At 45.4% G+C, this 16,819-nt stretch carries 14 protein-coding genes; all 14 read left to right on the plus strand.

Annotation, left to right across the window (positions count from 1 at the left end; translation table 11 throughout):
• The 14 genes from DA100_RS04075 to tssA all read left to right on the plus strand — a co-directional run bounded on the left by DA100_RS04075 (position 1) and on the right by tssA (position 16,781).
• Positions 1 to 1,008: a sel1 repeat family protein gene (locus DA100_RS04075; RefSeq protein ID WP_138971013.1), complete on the plus strand. Its 1,008-nt coding sequence runs from the start codon at positions 1 to 3 to the stop codon at positions 1,006 to 1,008.
• 176 nt (positions 1,009 to 1,184) lie between these two features.
• Entirely contained in the window at positions 1,185 to 1,682 is a 498-nt protein-coding gene (gene tssB / locus DA100_RS04080; RefSeq protein ID WP_138971014.1) for a type VI secretion system contractile sheath small subunit, read from the plus strand.
• Between the two features lie 49 nt (positions 1,683 to 1,731).
• Positions 1,732 to 3,207 (plus strand): type VI secretion system contractile sheath large subunit, encoded by a 1,476-nt coding sequence (gene tssC, locus DA100_RS04085; protein WP_171052132.1) that lies wholly within the window; start codon positions 1,732 to 1,734, stop codon positions 3,205 to 3,207.
• Between the two features lie 5 nt (positions 3,208 to 3,212).
• Positions 3,213 to 3,650: a type VI secretion system baseplate subunit TssE gene (gene tssE / locus DA100_RS04090; RefSeq protein WP_138971018.1), complete on the plus strand. Its 438-nt coding sequence runs from the start codon at positions 3,213 to 3,215 to the stop codon at positions 3,648 to 3,650.
• A 5-nt stretch (positions 3,651 to 3,655) separates the two neighbouring features.
• Positions 3,656 to 5,425 (plus strand): type VI secretion system baseplate subunit TssF, encoded by a 1,770-nt coding sequence (gene tssF / locus DA100_RS04095; RefSeq protein WP_138971019.1) that lies wholly within the window; start codon positions 3,656 to 3,658, stop codon positions 5,423 to 5,425.
• Complete coding sequence (gene tssG, locus DA100_RS04100) at positions 5,389 to 6,405, plus strand: type VI secretion system baseplate subunit TssG (RefSeq protein ID WP_138971020.1); 1,017 nt, start codon at positions 5,389 to 5,391, stop codon at positions 6,403 to 6,405. The genes tssF and tssG overlap by 37 nt, the downstream gene beginning before the upstream one ends.
• Before the next feature lie 2 nt (positions 6,406 to 6,407).
• Complete coding sequence (tagH, locus tag DA100_RS04105; RefSeq protein WP_138971038.1) at positions 6,408 to 7,892, plus strand: type VI secretion system-associated FHA domain protein TagH; 1,485 nt, start codon at positions 6,408 to 6,410, stop codon at positions 7,890 to 7,892.
• Between the two features lie 2 nt (positions 7,893 to 7,894).
• A complete protein-coding gene (tssJ, locus tag DA100_RS04110; RefSeq protein WP_138971021.1) occupies positions 7,895 to 8,374 on the plus strand; it encodes a type VI secretion system lipoprotein TssJ in 480 nt (159 codons plus the stop codon).
• Between the two features lie 5 nt (positions 8,375 to 8,379).
• A complete protein-coding gene (gene tssK / locus DA100_RS04115) occupies positions 8,380 to 9,714 on the plus strand; it encodes a type VI secretion system baseplate subunit TssK (RefSeq protein WP_138971022.1) in 1,335 nt (444 codons plus the stop codon).
• A 3-nt stretch (positions 9,715 to 9,717) separates the two neighbouring features.
• Positions 9,718 to 10,491 (plus strand): type IVB secretion system protein IcmH/DotU, encoded by a 774-nt coding sequence (icmH, locus tag DA100_RS04120; RefSeq protein WP_138971023.1) that lies wholly within the window; start codon positions 9,718 to 9,720, stop codon positions 10,489 to 10,491.
• Between the two features lie 29 nt (positions 10,492 to 10,520).
• Entirely contained in the window at positions 10,521 to 13,124 is a 2,604-nt protein-coding gene (tssH, locus tag DA100_RS04125) for a type VI secretion system ATPase TssH (protein WP_138971024.1), read from the plus strand.
• 2 nt (positions 13,125 to 13,126) lie between these two features.
• Positions 13,127 to 14,722 carry a sigma-54 dependent transcriptional regulator gene (locus tag DA100_RS04130; protein WP_138971025.1) on the plus strand — a complete coding sequence of 532 codons (1,596 nt, stop codon included), beginning with the start codon at positions 13,127 to 13,129 and terminating at the stop codon, positions 14,720 to 14,722.
• A complete protein-coding gene (vasI, locus tag DA100_RS04135) occupies positions 14,719 to 15,363 on the plus strand; it encodes a type VI secretion system-associated protein VasI (protein ID WP_138971026.1) in 645 nt (214 codons plus the stop codon). The genes DA100_RS04130 and vasI overlap by 4 nt, the downstream gene beginning before the upstream one ends.
• Before the next feature lie 2 nt (positions 15,364 to 15,365).
• A complete protein-coding gene (gene tssA / locus DA100_RS04140) occupies positions 15,366 to 16,781 on the plus strand; it encodes a type VI secretion system protein TssA (RefSeq protein WP_138971027.1) in 1,416 nt (471 codons plus the stop codon).
• The last annotated feature ends 38 nt before the right edge of the window (positions 16,782 to 16,819 follow it).

Consider the following 16,819-nt stretch of genomic DNA (forward strand, 5'->3'; position numbering starts at 1 on the left):
GTGCCAAAGTTCACGAAACTGCTGTCCATTATTCTAGCCACTGTTACGTATAGTTTCAGTGCGTTGGCCATTGAAAATTATGATGTCGAGAAAATGTCGGCGGCAGAGGCTTATGAGTATGGCAAGCTGCTTCGAGCGCAGTTTCGCAACACAGAAGCGAGAGCTTATCTCAAGTATTCAGCAGATAATGATCATCCTGATGGCGCCTATGCGTACGCGATGGAGATGATGGGTTTCCAAGACAGTGTCAGAGCTACGGGCTATGCAAGAGGCTACTTGATAAAAGCTGCGCAAGCCGGGAGCAAACCCGCTCTTAAGTATCTGTATCGTTATGGGGACTGGTTAAGCGTTGCAAAGCGCGACAAATATAAGACTCAGTACTATAACAGCCTGATTGAGATGGGGGCTAAGTCACCGGGTCTCGCATATTTATATTTATCAGACTATTTTCACGCTTCAGACGCCGACCTATCTGAGTATTACTTAGATAAGGCTATGGCGTTCGAAATACCTAACGCTTACATGACCAGTGCGCAAAGGCTGGAGAATGGGGAAGGTGATTACTTCTTCGCAAGTGAACGATTCGAAAAGTCGCGCAGCCTATACTTAAACGCAGCGACTGCGGGGTATATTCCTGCGATCAAGCGGTATGTAGCTATCTTGGAGTCTAATGGCAAGTTTCAGGAAGCTCTTGAGTGGAGAGAGGCTGGTCTGACGCAAGGAGACATTACCTCTTTAGTTACGTTAGGCAATATCTATAGTGGCAACAGTCTCCGATACCGCTTTGTCACGACCGATTTGGTAAAGGCAAAGGCATACTATGAACTCTATTTAGAAAATGCCGGACAAGACAGATTCAGTAGTATATACCGGCAGGTTGAGGCTAATTATCAAGAAACCTTAGATCGAATCACAGATGTTCAGATTCCTCACTCCGAAGCATTTAAAAATGAGCTGTCTGAAATAAACTATTTTTACCACTATGACTATCTTTGGAATACTTATTAATAAACTATCTATCGTAGACTCAATTAGTGAACGGTTAAATTAGCTGCTTATAAACTTGTAGTCTTTATCTGACAGAAAGTTATTCGGCTTGACGTTCTTTGTGGACAATCTGCAGATTACTTTATTGTCAATATAAATACCATTCCCTTTAAATTTAATATCGGAGAACTTTGATTATGTCTAAGGAAGGAAGCGTAGCTCCTAAAGAGCGGATTAATATTAAATATATTCCGGCTACAGGAGACGCTCAAGCTGAAGTTGAACTTCCACTCAAAACATTGGTTGTTGGGGACTTTAAGGGCCACACCGAAGATACCCCTGTTGAAGAGCGCAGTACCGTTTCAGTGGATAAGAACAATTTTGAATCTGTGATGCGTGAAAGTGAGTTGCGTCTGACGACTTCAGTGAAAAGCAAGCTTACTGAAGATGAAAATGCAGAGCTGCCTATTGAATTGAATTTTAAATCATTGGCTGATTTTGCACCGGACTCCATTGCTGGTCAGGTTCCTGAACTTAAGAAGCTTATCGAACTTCGTGAAGCATTGGTTGCGTTAAAAGGTCCACTAGGCAACATTCCAGCTTTCCGAGATCGCTTACAAGAGTTGCTGCATTCACAAGACTCGCGTGACAAGCTTCTCGAAGAGCTAAACCTTGTCAGTGAAGATGCTAAATAAAACAAAATACTGACCAATAACATTCGTCATTTAATGGATTAGGAAAAACCTGATGTCTACAGAAACGGTACTTGAAAGACCCCAGCTGGCTGAAGGCGGCTTACTGGATGAAATCATGGCGCAGACTAAGATCGCGCCAACTGAAGAAGGCTACGATATTGCCAAAAAAGGCGTTGCGGCGTTCATCGAAAACTTAATTGGTTCTGAACAAGCGGAAGAAGCGGTCAATAAGTCTCTTGTTGATCAAATGCTGGTTGAGTTAGATAAAAAAATTAGCGCGCAGATGGATGAAATCTTGCACGACAGCCAGTTTCAACAAATGGAGTCTGCTTGGCGTGGTTTGAAACTGCTCGTTGATCGCACTGATTTTGGTGAAAACAACAAGATTGACCTGCTGCATGTGACCAAAGAAGAGTTACTTGAAGATTTTGAGTTTGCACCAGAAACGACACAATCAGGTCTATACAAGCATGTCTATTCTTCAGGCTATGGTCAATTTGGTGGAGAACCAACGGGCGCAATTTTGGGTAACTTTACTTTTACGCCTTCTACACCGGATATGAAGCTGCTTCAATATATGGGTGCACTTGGTGCTATGGCTCATGCTCCATTTATTTCAAGTGTTGGTCCTGAGTTCTTTGGTATCGACTCGTTTGAAGAGCTTCCAAACATTAAAGACGTTAAATCGATCTTTGAGAGCCCGAAATACACCAAATGGCGCTCACTACGTGAGTCTGAAGATGCACGTTACCTCGGTCTAACTGCCCCTCGTTTTCTTCTGCGTGTTCCTTATGACCCAGCAGAAAATCCAATCAAATCATTTAACTACACAGAAAGTGTTACAGAATCTCATGAGCACTATCTGTGGGGTAATACGGCTTTCGCCTTTGCAACACGTCTTACAGACAGCTTCGCTAAATACCGTTGGTGTCCAAACATTATTGGTCCGAAAAGTGGTGGTGCCGTTGAAGATTTGCCAGTACACCTATTTGAGTCTATGGGTGCGTTGCAAGCGAAGATTCCAACGGAAGTATTAATTACTGACCGCAAAGAATTTGAGTTAGCTGAAGAAGGCTTCATTGCACTGACAATGCGCAAAGGTAGCGACAACGCTGCGTTCTTCTCTGCAAACTCTATTCAGAAGCCAAAAATCTTTCCCAATACTAAGGAAGGAAAAGAAGCGGAAACCAACTACAAACTGGGTACGCAGTTACCTTACATGATGATCGTCAACCGTTTAGCCCACTACATCAAGGTTTTGCAGCGTGAGCAAATTGGTTCATGGAAAGAGCGTCAAGATTTAGAGCGTGAGCTAAATACGTGGCTTAAGCAGTACGTTGCTGATCAGGAGAACCCGCCGGCAGACGTACGCAGTCGTCGCCCACTTCGCGCCGCGAAGATTGAAGTTGCTGACGTAGAGGGTAATCCAGGTTGGTACCAGGTTTCTCTGTCTGTCCGTCCTCACTTTAAATACATGGGTGCGAACTTCGAACTGTCCTTGGTTGGTCGTTTAGATCAGGCGTAATAAATATGGCGTACTTTGCACCGGAAGAAAGTACGTTTGGTGTTGGCTTCTTCGAACGTTTAGAAGCCAACTCTACTAACGTTTCTTTAACTCAAGGACCTGATGCCAGCGATGTGCTCAAGTCAATCAAGCTGAATGTTTCGAGAATTTTAAACACACGTGTTGGTGGTGCTCAAAGCTCACGAGAGTTAGGTCTCATCGACTTTAATGATGCGACGCTAGATACGCTTGATTTGTCTCTTAAAATCACCTTCGCTATTCAGGATTGTCTGAATAACTTTGAGCCTAGGCTACAGAAGGTCGAAGTTGTGCCTGAAACCGATAGCTACAGTCCCCTATCGTTGAAATTCAAAATTACAGCGGAAATCAACAGTGAAGCAATACATGATCGCGTTCAGTTCAGTTTGCTGCTCGACCAAAACAGAAAATATCGAGTGATTTAGGGATTATGACTCAAGATAAGTACTTCAGAGAGGAACTGGCTTTTTTAAAGGAGCAAGGGCGAGAGTTTACGGAAATTCACCCTCAGCTTTCTCGTTTTCTCCATGGCAGAACCATGGATCCGGACGTTGAACGTCTACTAGAAGGCTTTGCTTTTCTGACCGCGAGACTAAGACAAAAAGTGGAAGATGAGTTCCCTGAACTGACTCACTCAATGATTAACATGTTGTGGCCTAATTATCTAAGGCCGATCCCTAGCATGTGTATATTGGCTTTTACTCCAAAGACGGGTCTCAGCGAGCAACACGTTATCGCTAAAGGGACCAAAGTCGACAGTAAGCCGGTACTTGGCACGAAATGCCAATTTCAAACTTGTCGAGAAGTGAAGCTTTATCCATTGGGCTGTCATGATGTCAAAGCCCAGCACACGAGAGATGCCTCTACGATTGATATTGAATTAAAACTTATTGGCGATGTTAACGTTGGTCATTCGTTGCTAGATAGTCTCCGCTTTTACCTAGGTGGAGATCAGTACAGCTCACAAATGCTTTACCTTTGGTTAAATCACTACCTTGATAAGATCAGCATCGATGTTGCTGGCACTGAGTTTCCTCTAGCAAAAGAGCATTTCAAACCCGTAGGTTTTGATAGTGAGGATGCGTTGCTGCCGTATCCGACCAATGTGTATGAAGGCTATCGAATCCTACAAGAATACTTGTCCTTTTCTGAGGCGTTCCATTTCTTTGATCTATCAGGTCTCGATAAGGCGATCCCTAAAAATGTGACAGGACAGTTCACGCTTAAGCTGCATTTCTCCAAAACGCTTCCTGTCGACGTAAGGATCACAAAAGAGAATTTTCAGCTGTATTGCACACCCATCATTAATCTGTTTAAACACGATGCAGACCCTATCTCGCTGACTGGTCGTCAGTCGGAGTATAGAGTGGTGCCGTCAAGCCGTAAGCCATCCCACTATGAAATATTTAACATAGAAAGTGTTTCGGGATGGCAAGACACCACATCTCAAGGAAAAAGAGTTCGCGGAACTGAGCGTATTTATTCATCGTTTGAAAGTTTTCAGCATGAAGTTGAAAGGGTAAGAAATCGAACGGCTCTCTATTACCGGTTACGTGTCAAAGAGAGTATTCGCGCCGATGGTTTTGAATCCTTTATCTCATTTGTCCGAAGCGATGAAACGACATCGTTTGATGTTGATGAAGCGGTCTCAATTAAGCTCAACTGTACCAACAGACTGCTACCACTCGAGTTGGGGGTGGGGGATATCTGTATGATGACGGATACCTCGCCACCGTTTGCTACCTTCACCAATATTTCTGTGCCTTCGCAATCACTACGCCCCGTTTTAGATGGCAGCTTGCTATGGACACTCATCTCTAACTTGTCACTGAATTATTTATCGTTGCTGTCAAAAGATGCCCTTAGCAGTGTACTTAGAGCCTACGATTTCAAAGCTTTGGTTGATAGGCAGGCAGAGATGGTATCGAGACAGAGGTTAGATGCGATTCACAAGATAGAGTCTAAACCAGTAGATAAGATTCTAAGAGGGTTACCGGTTCGTGGTCTTCAATCGACGCTGCATATGGATCAATCAGGCTTTGGTTCAGAAGGTGACTTGTTCCTATTTGGGACAGTGTTGAGCCATTTCTTTGCCCTGTACGCGAGCATTAACTCATTCCATGAATTACACGTGGTCAATATCACTAATCAAGAGAGGTACACATGGGGTACTCAGGCAGGGATGCAGCCACTGATTTAGTGGAACGAGTAGAGCTGCCTGAAATGGTAGCAATGCCAAATGATGTCCACGAATACAATTTCTATCAGCTTGTTGAGTTGCTACAAAAACTGAATGAGATGAATCCAGAAGAGGATATCTGGGAGCGCCAGTGCAAATTAGTGTTTAGTGCCAACCCAAGCCTAGGCTTCTCTCCGTCGGATGTGAATCGATTGGAACTATTCAACGACGAGAGAATGGTCATGATGACCAATTTCTTTGGGCTGTCAGGCGCGCAGTCACCGCTTCCCGGGTACGTGGTTGAGCAGTTATTAAATGAAGAGCCTGGTGGTGCCAAGCTGCCGTTTGTGGATTTTTTTAATAACCGCCTGATCAATTTGGTTTATCGAATCTGGAGAAAATATCGCTACTTTGTGCGCTTTCAGCCAGATGCGCAAGATGACTTCTCAGCGCAATTGCTGTCATTGGTCGGTCTAGGATCGCCTGACCTCCGAGGGGATACACCAATTAACTGGTGCAAGATGTTGGCTTATTCGGGAACACTCGCCGGACGTAGTCGCTCGCCTCAAGTGGTGTCGGGAATCATTGCACACTGCTTTGATCTCGAAGAGGTTGAGATTAGGCAGTGGACGCGACGCACAGTAAGAATTGACCCCTCGCAGCAAACTCGCGTGGGGAGCGCCAACTCGCAACTTGGGGTGTCATCAATGGTTGGGGAATCAGTGGTCGATTGTAACGGCAAATTTACTATTTGTATCAGCCGGTTATCGAGAAAAAAATTCTCCGACTTTTTACCTTCAGGTCAAGAGTTCGGACCTCTGTGTAAATTGGTCGAGCTCATTTTGCGTGAGCAGATGGCTTATGACCTAGAGCTGACGATGGACGATAACGAAGCTCCTGACTTTGTGTTAGGTGGATCTGCGGACATAGCGCTTGGTTGGACTTCCTTTCTTGGAACCAACGAAAAAGGCAAAAGCGTACTCATTCAGGTAAGGCAGTAATGATGGAAACGACTGAAAAACTCAATTTAAACCTTTTGATTATCAATGCTCAGAAGTTGGAGTCGGGCTTATCTGTGCGAATGGATTGGGATGCAAACGGAGGCGTAATAGGTTCGTCATTGGATTCCAAATGGGTGCTTAAAGACACGAATGGTCATATTTATCCGCAGCATTGTGAAATCGTAGTGCACGATGGCGCGTTCTGCCTCAAAGATCTATGTGGTGAGACTTATATCAATGGTACAGAAATGCCAATTGGCAAAGACTTGCTGGCGAAACTGGTTCACAAAGATCACATTCAAATCGGCCCCTACCAAGTACGAGTTGCCTTAGGTGATCTAGAAGCAGACAACACCACGGGTTCTTTAGCAAGTATGTTCGAAACGACGAACGATGATCTGCTTTCTGATGAAGTGCCCGATGGCGACTACGATGAGCAAAAGGAGCAAGTTGAAAACTCAGACCCAATCGCCGCTTTGGATAAGCTGATTTCGCCCAACAAAGAAGAGTCTTTGATTGATGGAGAGTTGGTGGACGTTAATGCGGAAATTAACACGCAAGGACTGGTTCCTGAAAACGACCTCACGTTAAGGGATCCTAACTTCACCGTGCAAGCTGACAGCGACAACGAAATTTCATCTTCGATGTCACTGAAAAGAATTCTTAGCTTTGGGTTTGGCGGCAAAAAGCTGTCTAAGCGTCAAAGTGCGAAAACAGAACAACCCACATTACAATCAGACCGAGCGGTGCCGCTTGAGTCTCAACAAATAGCAGCTAACAACGTTTCAGAGGACTTTCAAATGGATGAGCAAACACTAGATTTGCTAGAGGAAGAAGTAGCAAAAAGTATTCAGTCGGAGCCGGCAGCCGTTAAAAACCTTGCCAATACGGGAGGGCACCTATTAACAGGGCCAATGCTTAATGGGCTAGGTGCGAACGTCAACCATACCGATGACATTGAACGTATGCATATGCTCTCCCAAGAGATGGGTGAATCATTACAAGCGTGTATACAGGGCATTTTGGATCTTCATCAACACGTGAGTGAAGGACGTTTTGGTACCTTAAATAGAAACCTTCAACCGATTGAAGATAACCCACTACGTCTTGGTTTGTCATATGAAGAAACCATTAAGACTCTGTACGACTCTGAGAGAAGTGCCGTGCACCTTTCGGCTCCTGCAGCGATTGAAGAGAGCTTAAAGAATGTTCAAGCCCACAACGAAGCGATGCAACATGCGACGGGAGAAGCGTTAACGCAAGTTCTGAACGCGTTTTCACCACAAGTGCTGTTGCGCCGATTCCAAAACTATAAACGTCCTCACCAAGATATTGGCCAAAATAACGATGCTTGGGCTTGGAACATGTACTGCAACTACTACCGAGAGCTCGCCTCACATCGCCAACAAGGTTTCGAAAAACTGTTCTGGGAAATTTTTGAGCAGGCGTACGACAAGAAAATCCGTGAGAAACAGCTGGAGTTCTAAAGGTGAGATATTTGCTATGGATATGCGCTTTCTCGATGTTTCTCATTGGCTGTAGCAGTGAACCTCAGCCTTATGAGCCGACGGAGTTGCCGACCAAGGTCACCTTTAGCATTGTCGCGCGAGAGGAAGTTAACCCAAGTATTTTGGGGCAAGCTTCTCCAGTGGAGATCCAAGTATTTGAGCTGGTGGATGACTCGATGTTTATGTCTTCTAGTTACGACCAGATGGAAGAAGACTACGAGAAAGCGCTGAAAAGTAATTTTGTTAAAAGTTACGACTACGTTTTGTTACCCGGTCAGTTCAAGTTCGTCAACGCCATTGAGCTCGATGAAGAGACGAACTACATCGGGATTATGGCGAAATTTTCTGACATCGAACTGAGCGAATGGAAGAAGGCCGTCAAAGTAATTAATAAAGGCAGAGAGTATCACTTACTGATGCTTCTTAGTGACTACGACGTTAAGTTGGAAAAGGTGGAATAGATAAGATGTTTTCACGAAATCGTGTTATTTGGAATGAAGGTTTGTTTATCAAACCACAGCATTTCCAGCAACAACAACGCTATACGGAATATTGCATCGATGAGCGTTTGAGTTCGGTAAGTCGTTATCTGTATGGTGTATCTGAGTTTTCGCTCAATCCAGAATATTTATCGTTTGGTCGTATCGCTATCGAGCGAGCAGTTGGCATCATGCCTGATGGAACGGTTTTTCGTATTCCGCAAGAAGACACCTTGCCTGATGCATTGGATATTGATGATGCGTCTCTCGCAAACCAGTTGGTTTATTTAGCGATTCCTCTTCGCAGTGAGTCACTGATGGAAATTAACTGGCCAGATGCTCAAGGTACTGGACGTTACGAAAGCCGTCGGCTTGAGGTTCGCGATGTCCATACTTTGCAGGGTGACATGACAACGATTGACGTTTCCCCGATGCGTGTCCAACTGATGTTGGAGAAAGAGGATAGAAGTGCTTATGCATCGATGGCGGTGGGGCGCATATTGGAGAAGCGACCTGATGGCAGTGTCGTGATGGATCCTGATTTCTTCCCTTGTCATGTTAATGTGGCTGGAAACTTGGTATTGCACCGTTTTGTGAACGAGATATCAGGTTTAATGCGTGAGCGAGCGAAGAACATCGCACAACGTATTAGCTCTCCATCTCAAGGTGGTGTGGCGGACGTTTCTGACTTTATGCTGTTACAAGCGTTAAACCGATTACAACCTCAGATCCAACACCTCGCTGAGCTGGGAAGCCTCCATCCTGAACGCCTGTTTGAGTGCTTGTCTACGATTGCCGGAGAGTTGGCGACCTTTACCGACGAAAGTCGTTTGCCACCTAAAACGGAGAGTTACAACCACGATATGCCAACGGAATCGTTCTGGCCGCTTATTCGCAATTTGCGTCAGTCACTCAGCGTTGTTCTAGAGCCTAGAGCAGTCTCAATTCAACTAGACAAACGTAAGTACGGCTTAATGGTTGCGGCGATTCAGGATCCTCAATTGATGGATACGGCTGACTTTATCATTGCTGTTAAAGCTCGTATGCCTATGGATGAATTGCGTCGTCAATTTACGCAACAAACGAAAGTGTCGTCGGTTGAGAAAATACGTGAGCTTATTTCACTTCAACTGCCGGGCATCCCACTGGTGGTCTTGCCCGTCGCTCCTCGACAACTGCCGTACCACGCAGGCTATACCTATTACCAACTTGATAAAACCAGCACTGAATGGGGAATGCTAGCGCATTCTAGTGGTTTCGCTTTCCATGTGGCCGCTGCTTTTGAAGAACTTGATCTCCAGTTCTGGGCGATTAGGAGTTAATCCATGGATAACAATAAGAAACAGGGTGAGTTCAGCGGCTTACTCCACGACGATGTAGAAAAAATCAACCATGACCAAGATTATTGGTTTCAGCTTAGGGGGAGTGTCTCTAATCCTCTGATTGATGCGGCGACGCCACTTCTCGGTTTATCACTGCGAGTTCGACAGCTGTCTGAATGCAACAATATTGAAGCGATTTACGCTCAAACCATCGAGGAAATTAAGACCATCGAAATTGAGCTAACGGAGCAAGGTTATGAGCATGCAGTGTTAATGGCTTATCGCTATATCTTGTGTACTTTCCTCGATGAAGCTGTGATGGGGACGGCGTGGGGTGCTTCGACTATCTGGGCTGAACATTCCATGTTGTCACGCTTTCACAATGAAACCTGGGGTGGAGAGAAAGTGTTTACCATTCTTAAGCGACTTGAAACTGAGCCTCAACAATACAAGCCCTTGCTTGAATTTATCTACCAGTGTTTGGTTTTAGGTTTTGAAGGTAAGTACCGTGTTATTGAGTCCGGTAAGTTGGAACGGGAAAAAGTCATCTCACAGTTACATAAGTTGATCAATCAAGATCATGAGGTGGACATCTCTCATCTAACCAGTGCGACAGAGCACGTCGTGCGTTCCAAATACAAGCTCAGTAAGCAAATCCCATTGTGGTCGGTATTTACCGGTTTCATATTGCTTTGGGGAGGAACCTTCCTTGTCTATAGCTACCTGTTACACGTCAAAACCAGTGACGTAATCGAACAATTAAAACAAATCTTATAACTAGAATAATTAAAGGCTAGGTGATTGCCGTGATACGCATTGAACTACCAACACTCATCTCGAAACTAAATCAACAGAGCAAGCTCGCCCTTGAACAGGCTGCAACTGCTTGTATGGAGCGCCAGCACAGTGAGATTACGTTTGAACACTATCTTGAGGTTCTTTTAGACAATCCACTTTCGGATATTCGAGTCATTTTAAAACAGTCTGACTTAGCCCTAGATGATGTTAAACAGGCGATATCCAGTAGTTTTGTACGGGGTCAGTATTTAGATGGCTACCCTGCGTTTTCTCCGTTACTTGTCGAGCTTGTTCAAGAAGCTTGGTTGCTTTCCACCACGGATCTGAATCAAACAGAACTGCGCTCTGGCGCGATTTTACTCGCAGCGCTCACTCGTGCAGACCGTTATATGGATCAGAAACTCGTTCGTTTGTTGGACGTGATCAATCGTGAAAACTTGAAAAAGCACTTTGATGTTATCTTGTCTGATTCTTCAGAGACACAAGTCGCAGAACAGCCGAAAGCGCTTACTACGCAAAACTCCGATACATCTCTGCTGACCAAGTACTGCACTAACGTAACAGAACAAGCGCGTCAGAACGAACTCGACCCAGTGTTATGTCGAGAAAGTGAAATCAATTTGATGATTGATATTCTTTGCCGTCGCCGTAAAAACAACCCGATTGTGGTCGGTGATGCAGGTGTTGGTAAGAGTGCCATGATTGAAGGTTTAGCGCTTCGTGTTGTCGCGGGCTCCGTTCCGTTACCGCTTCAAGGTGTCGAACTCTACTCTTTAGACCTAGGATTGCTCCAAGCGGGGGCATCTGTGAAAGGAGAATTTGAGAAGCGTCTAAAAGGCGTCATTGAAGCGATTAAGCACTCGCCAAAACCGATCATCTTGTTTATTGATGAAGCTCATAATCTCATTGGTGCGGGTAACCAAGAAGGGAGTGGGGATGCGGCGAATTTGCTCAAGCCAGCTCTCGCTCGTGGTGAACTGTCAACGATTGCTGCAACCACATGGAAAGAATACAAAAAGTACTTTGAGAAAGATCCAGCGCTTACACGTCGCTTCCAACTCGTTAAGTTAGATGAACCTAGCGTCGAACAAGCGGTCGATATCCTGCGAGGATTAAACTCCGTCTATGAGCAAACTCATAATGTGCTGATCACCGATGATGCACTGAAGGCGGCGGCTGAGCTTTCGGCACGCTACATCTCTGGTAGACAGCTGCCGGATAAAGCGATTGATGTTCTTGATACTGCTTGTGCACGTATTGCCATCAACCTTACCGCCCCGCCAAAGCGTTTAGCATTTATCGAAACCGCTTGCCATCAGCGCCAACTTGAAATTGATATGCTTGAACGCGCTCAGTTATTAGGCAAAGAGGTTAATCAGCAAAGGCTTGATGAACTTAAGACAGAAGAGGTTGCAAACGAGCAAGAGCACAATCGCTTAACTGAGCAATGGCAACAGCAAAAGCTATTAGTTGAAACGATCATTGAACTTAGAGCTTCTCTAACGCAAGTCAATGACGAAGCCCCTATTAGTGATGAGCAACGCAGCGAAACTCTAGCGCAAATTCGCGTTAAGCATGAAGAGTTAGAGTCCATTCCTCATGATCACCGTTTGATTTATGCCCAAGTTGACGCCCAACAAGTGGCAGAAGTCGTGGCGGACTGGACCGGTGTTCCTGTTGACCAGATGAACAGCGACGAACTGCATAAGATCACTCATCTAACCACGATACTTGGTCAAGCGATTAAAGGTCAGGATGTTGCGATCAAACGCATCCACAAACATCTTCTCACTGCGCGCGCTGATTTACGCCGGCCGGGGCGTCCGAAAGGGGCTTTCTTACTTGTTGGGCCAAGTGGTGTAGGTAAAACCGAGACAGTGGTTCAGCTTGCTGAAAGCTTGTATGGCGGCAAACAGTTCTTGACGACGATTAACATGTCTGAATATCAAGAAAAGCATACAGTCTCGCGTTTAATCGGCTCACCTCCAGGCTATGTGGGTTACGGAGAGGGTGGTGTGCTGACGGAATCCATTCGTAAGATGCCATACTCTGTTGTGTTACTTGATGAAGTTGAAAAAGCGCACCCTGAAGTACTTAACCTTTTTTATCAGGCGTTTGATAAAGGGGAGCTCGCAGACGGTGAAGGGCGCTTAATTGATTGCCAAAACATCGTATTTTTCCTGACATCGAATTTGGGCTTCCAAACGATAGTTGACCATGCTGAGAGACTAGATCAACTTGATGATGCCCTCTATCCTGAGTTAGCCGCATTCTTTAAACCTGCCTTACTTGCACGTATGGAAGTGATTCCTTACATGCCACTTACCCCAGAAGTGCTGGAGCAAATTGTTCGCGGTAAGTTAGTTCGTTTAGAAAACCTGTTTAGTGAACGTTATGACGCTGAAGTGGTGATCGAGGACTCATTGATTGATGAGATTTTGTCGAGAGCAACACGCTCTGAAAATGGTGCGCGTATGTTAGAAGCCATCATTGAAGGTCAATTGCTTCCGCCTATCTCTCTCGCACTACTGAATAAGCTCTCCGAACAGAAACCCGTGAAACGAATCTATCTAGCGGCTCAAGATGGTGAGTTTATTGGTGAGGTAGAGTAGCTATGTCGAATTGGCTAGAACTGGTGACGGAGTTGATCGCTACGCGCAGTAAATTTGAGCTGACGGAAAAGTTTACTCAGATTCTTAGTACTGAACTCGGTCTATCAAAATGCTTGCTTCTAATGCCAACATCAGATGGTCGTGAACTTGTGCCGCATGATCCGCTAGTGGAGGCGTCTTGGGGGGTGAATGATTTAAATAATCCCTTTGCACACGTACTCCAAAACGCTAGTCAGATGTCGCTGACGGCAGATGAATTGCTGTTTTGGCGCGGAGATACAGCTTTCACTGAGTTGGTATCGAATATTGGCACGTTTGAATGTGTGTTCATTTGCCCTTTGCCTCTCCATTCCAATCAAGTGCAATTGATCCTCTTTATGCAAGGTGCAAAGACAGCAGTAACTGATGTCTTTAACAGTGATGATGGCGCTAAGTTTATCGACATTTTCACTAAGCAGTGGGGGCTACTGGGAGAGAAGGAGCGTGAGCAGCGAGATATTCAAACGCTCGCTGAATCTTTGAGTGATATACAAAGAGACACTAAGCGAAGGGATCTCGCCGAGCAACTTTCTTACTCTTTGATTGGCAAAAGTTCGGTGATGCAGAGGCTACGTCAACAGATAGTCAGCGCGGCGGACTCTCAGTTGTCCGTTATGGTTCAAGGCGATACAGGTACAGGTAAAGAGTTGGTGGCTCAGGCGATTCACCAAATCTCAAGTCGCAGTGCGCAACCTTTAGTTGCCATTAATTGTGCCGCTATCCCAGAGAACTTACTCGAAAGTGAACTGTTTGGTTACTGCAAAGGTGCCTTCTCTGGTGCTGAATCTGACAGAGATGGTCTGATTGCACAGGCGAATGGTGGAACGCTCTTTTTAGATGAAATTGGTGATATGCCGCTCGCTTTGCAGGCTAAATTGCTACGAGTGCTGGAAACGAAAAAGTTCAGACCTATCGGCGGTAAGAATGAGCTGAGCTCTGATTTTCGTTTGGTATCTGCAACACATGTCAATTTGCTTGCTCAAGTGAGAAACAAACTATTTAGACAAGACCTTTATTACCGATTGTTTCAGTTCCCTTTGACTTTGCCAAAATTGTCGGAGCGATTGGAAGACATTGAGCTATTAAGCCAACACTTTGTTACCGAGTTCAATTCACAACACGGTACTCAGATTCGGGGACTGCACTACAAAGCGTTGGATTGCCTTAAACAGTACTCATTTCCGGGCAATGTCCGTGAGTTGAAGCTTTTGGTCGAGTTTGGCTGTGCACAGTGTCGCGATGAGTTGGAAGTGAGTGAAGGCAGCTTGGCGAATCGGATTGCGTGTCTTGATTTCGAACTGAACAGGGTCGAGCAACGCGCGACCTTACCGCAGAGCACTCAGTCGAGCGGTATGACGGATAACCCTTATCTTGCCGCACAGAGTGATTTATCGACGATCAAAGACCTTAAACAAGCCGTCAACGAATTTGAAGAATTTATCATTCGTGAGCGCTTGATCCTTTTTTCTGGTGATCGAGGTAAAACGGCGGAAAGCTTGGGAATTCCTAAACGAACACTGGCTTATAAATGCCAGAAATTGGAGATCAAAGCAGAATGAACAATTTGAGCTCTCTCATTTTATTGTCGACTTTGGCCGCTTTTTCTCTCTCAACGAATGCGGCTCAAGAGTCCGTTAGTTCTGAACTGATTATGGGCAAACAATGCACCTTAATCTCTGAGCGATTAGAGCGCCTGAGCTGTTTTGATGACGTTTTTCAGACGCCGACCACTTCGAATCGTCAATCTGTATCTGATGATAAGCCGCAAGCTTGGCACATCGCTTTTGAGACTTCAGATAGTCATGCGCCATTGAACGTGATTGAAAGTGGTACCGAGCAAGAGGACGACGTCTGGTTAACCTTAGCATCCCGACATGCCGAGGGCGAACTGGCGGCGGTGTTAATGATGAGCTGCATTAATAAGATCAGCCGTATTGAGTTGGCGCTACCTGAAGCGATAGAAGATGGACGAATTCGAGTGTCTATCGCTGGTGGTCCGAGTCAGAGCTGGAGAAGCGATGATACTGGAGTGTTGTTCTCTTCGGCTAGAGGTTTGCCTGCAATATCTATGATGAAGGTGATGGCGTTGGATACAAGGCTTGTTCTTCGTTCTAACTCGCAGACGGTGGATGGGTTGCAGTTTGATACGACAGGATTGAACCAAGCTTTAACACCACTTAGATCAAGGTGTGGGTGGTAGCAATGGAATTGACTCAATATCGAACCAGTATCGTTAGACCAATTAGTGGCGATTCACCGGTAGGAGAAAGACTATTAGATGAGCCACTGTTTGATTTTGTTGAAGACCAAATGATGAAAGTCGGTTCTCTTTCTCACGCCACAGTTCAGTGGCAAGAGGTTGAGCACAGTGCGATTACTTTGCTTAATGAGAAGAGCAAAGATATTAAGTTACTGGTTTATTTACTTCAGTGTTTGCATAACCAATTGACACCAAGCCGTTTGATAACCTCGTTTGGTGTGATGAGCGACTTCATTGAGCACTATTGGAATGATTGTTTCCCAGCACCCGGAAAGAGAGGCAACTTACCGCGCAGAAAGTTTTTCAGTCAGATGTGTCAACGTTTCTCAATGGCTGTGGATAAGTTTGATTTCACGACTCTCGATAGCCAAGACAGAGACGAGTTGCAAACGGTGGTTCAAGGGTGGCAGAAAACAATACAAGCCAATCAACTCTCTTCGGATATTGCGGATTCTATCGCGCTAACGATTAGCACCCAGCTTAAACGAGCTCAAGAGCGAGAGAAGTCACAGCACAGCACGGTACAAGCAAAAGACTCAGAGACAGAGACGTCACAAAGCACAGCGGCATCCTCCTCTTATTCTTTATCCGTTGACAATTCCAGTGATAAAGCAGCAAAGCAAACCCTGCTTAAAGTCGCGGAATATCTCTCTGATCAGGAGTCGGGGGCGGCATTAGCAATACGAGTACGTCGCCACGCGCTTTGGGGTTCTATCACGACGTTACCCGATCATGATCATCTCGGAAAAACGTTACTGCGTGGCATGCAAGTGGAGCGAATTAAAGAGTATCAAGACCAGTTACATCAACCTGATCTCGCTCTGTGGAGAAAGATTGAACAAAGTTTGACGATTGCTCCTTATTGGTTTGATGGTCAGCTCATGAGCCACGATATCGCAAAGTCGCTTGGTCAACAGAGCTGGTGTCAGGCCATTCGTGAAGAAACTCAGTGTTTTGTCGAACGTTTTCCAAACGTGTTTGAACTCAAGTTTAAAGATGGTTCGCCATTTGTAACTGACATGGTGCGTGATTGGTTAGCGAGTGGTGACATGGCCGCTTCAGGTGGCAATGTTTCAGGTAGTTGGAGTGAACAACGTGAAGAAGCTTTCAAGCTCGCTCAAGAGGGGGGGATCGCCGTTGCGATGTCGATGCTCAATGATGGCCTTGTTGCCGCGACAGAGCCACGCGAGCGCTTTTATTGGCGTTTGCTTTGTGCCGATCTTTTGCGGCATAGCCAGTTAGAAGCGATGGCGAAAGAACAGTATCAAACCTTAAAGCAAGAAATTATCCAGGCGAGCGTCACTGAGTGGGAGCCGTCTTTAATAGAACAACTAGAACGATATACAGCGTTAGATTAAGCAAAGGGACTATCCATGTGGAAAAGTATCATTGGGCT

Origin of the sequence: Vibrio sp. Hep-1b-8 (assembly GCF_006124995.1) — a bacterium.
In the GTDB taxonomy this organism is placed as follows: Bacteria; Pseudomonadota; Gammaproteobacteria; order Enterobacterales; family Vibrionaceae; genus Vibrio.

Excerpts from the sequence above, each read along its gene's own strand:
- vasI (WP_138971026.1), top strand. The coding sequence starts at position 14,719 with ATGAACAATTTGAGCTCTCTCATTTTATTGTCGACTTTGGCCGCTTTT.
- tssF (WP_138971019.1), top strand. The coding sequence starts at position 3,656 with ATGACTCAAGATAAGTACTTCAGAGAGGAACTGGCTTTTTTAAAGGAG.
- icmH (WP_138971023.1), top strand. The coding sequence starts at position 9,718 with ATGGATAACAATAAGAAACAGGGTGAGTTCAGCGGCTTACTCCACGAC.
- tssB (WP_138971014.1), top strand. The coding sequence starts at position 1,185 with ATGTCTAAGGAAGGAAGCGTAGCTCCTAAAGAGCGGATTAATATTAAA.
- tagH (WP_138971038.1), top strand. The coding sequence starts at position 6,408 with ATGGAAACGACTGAAAAACTCAATTTAAACCTTTTGATTATCAATGCT.
- DA100_RS04130 (WP_138971025.1), top strand. The coding sequence starts at position 13,127 with ATGTCGAATTGGCTAGAACTGGTGACGGAGTTGATCGCTACGCGCAGT.
- tssG (WP_138971020.1), top strand. The coding sequence starts at position 5,389 with ATGGGGTACTCAGGCAGGGATGCAGCCACTGATTTAGTGGAACGAGTA.
- tssE (WP_138971018.1), top strand. The coding sequence starts at position 3,213 with ATGGCGTACTTTGCACCGGAAGAAAGTACGTTTGGTGTTGGCTTCTTC.
- tssA (WP_138971027.1), top strand. The coding sequence starts at position 15,366 with ATGGAATTGACTCAATATCGAACCAGTATCGTTAGACCAATTAGTGGC.
- tssK (WP_138971022.1), top strand. The coding sequence starts at position 8,380 with ATGTTTTCACGAAATCGTGTTATTTGGAATGAAGGTTTGTTTATCAAA.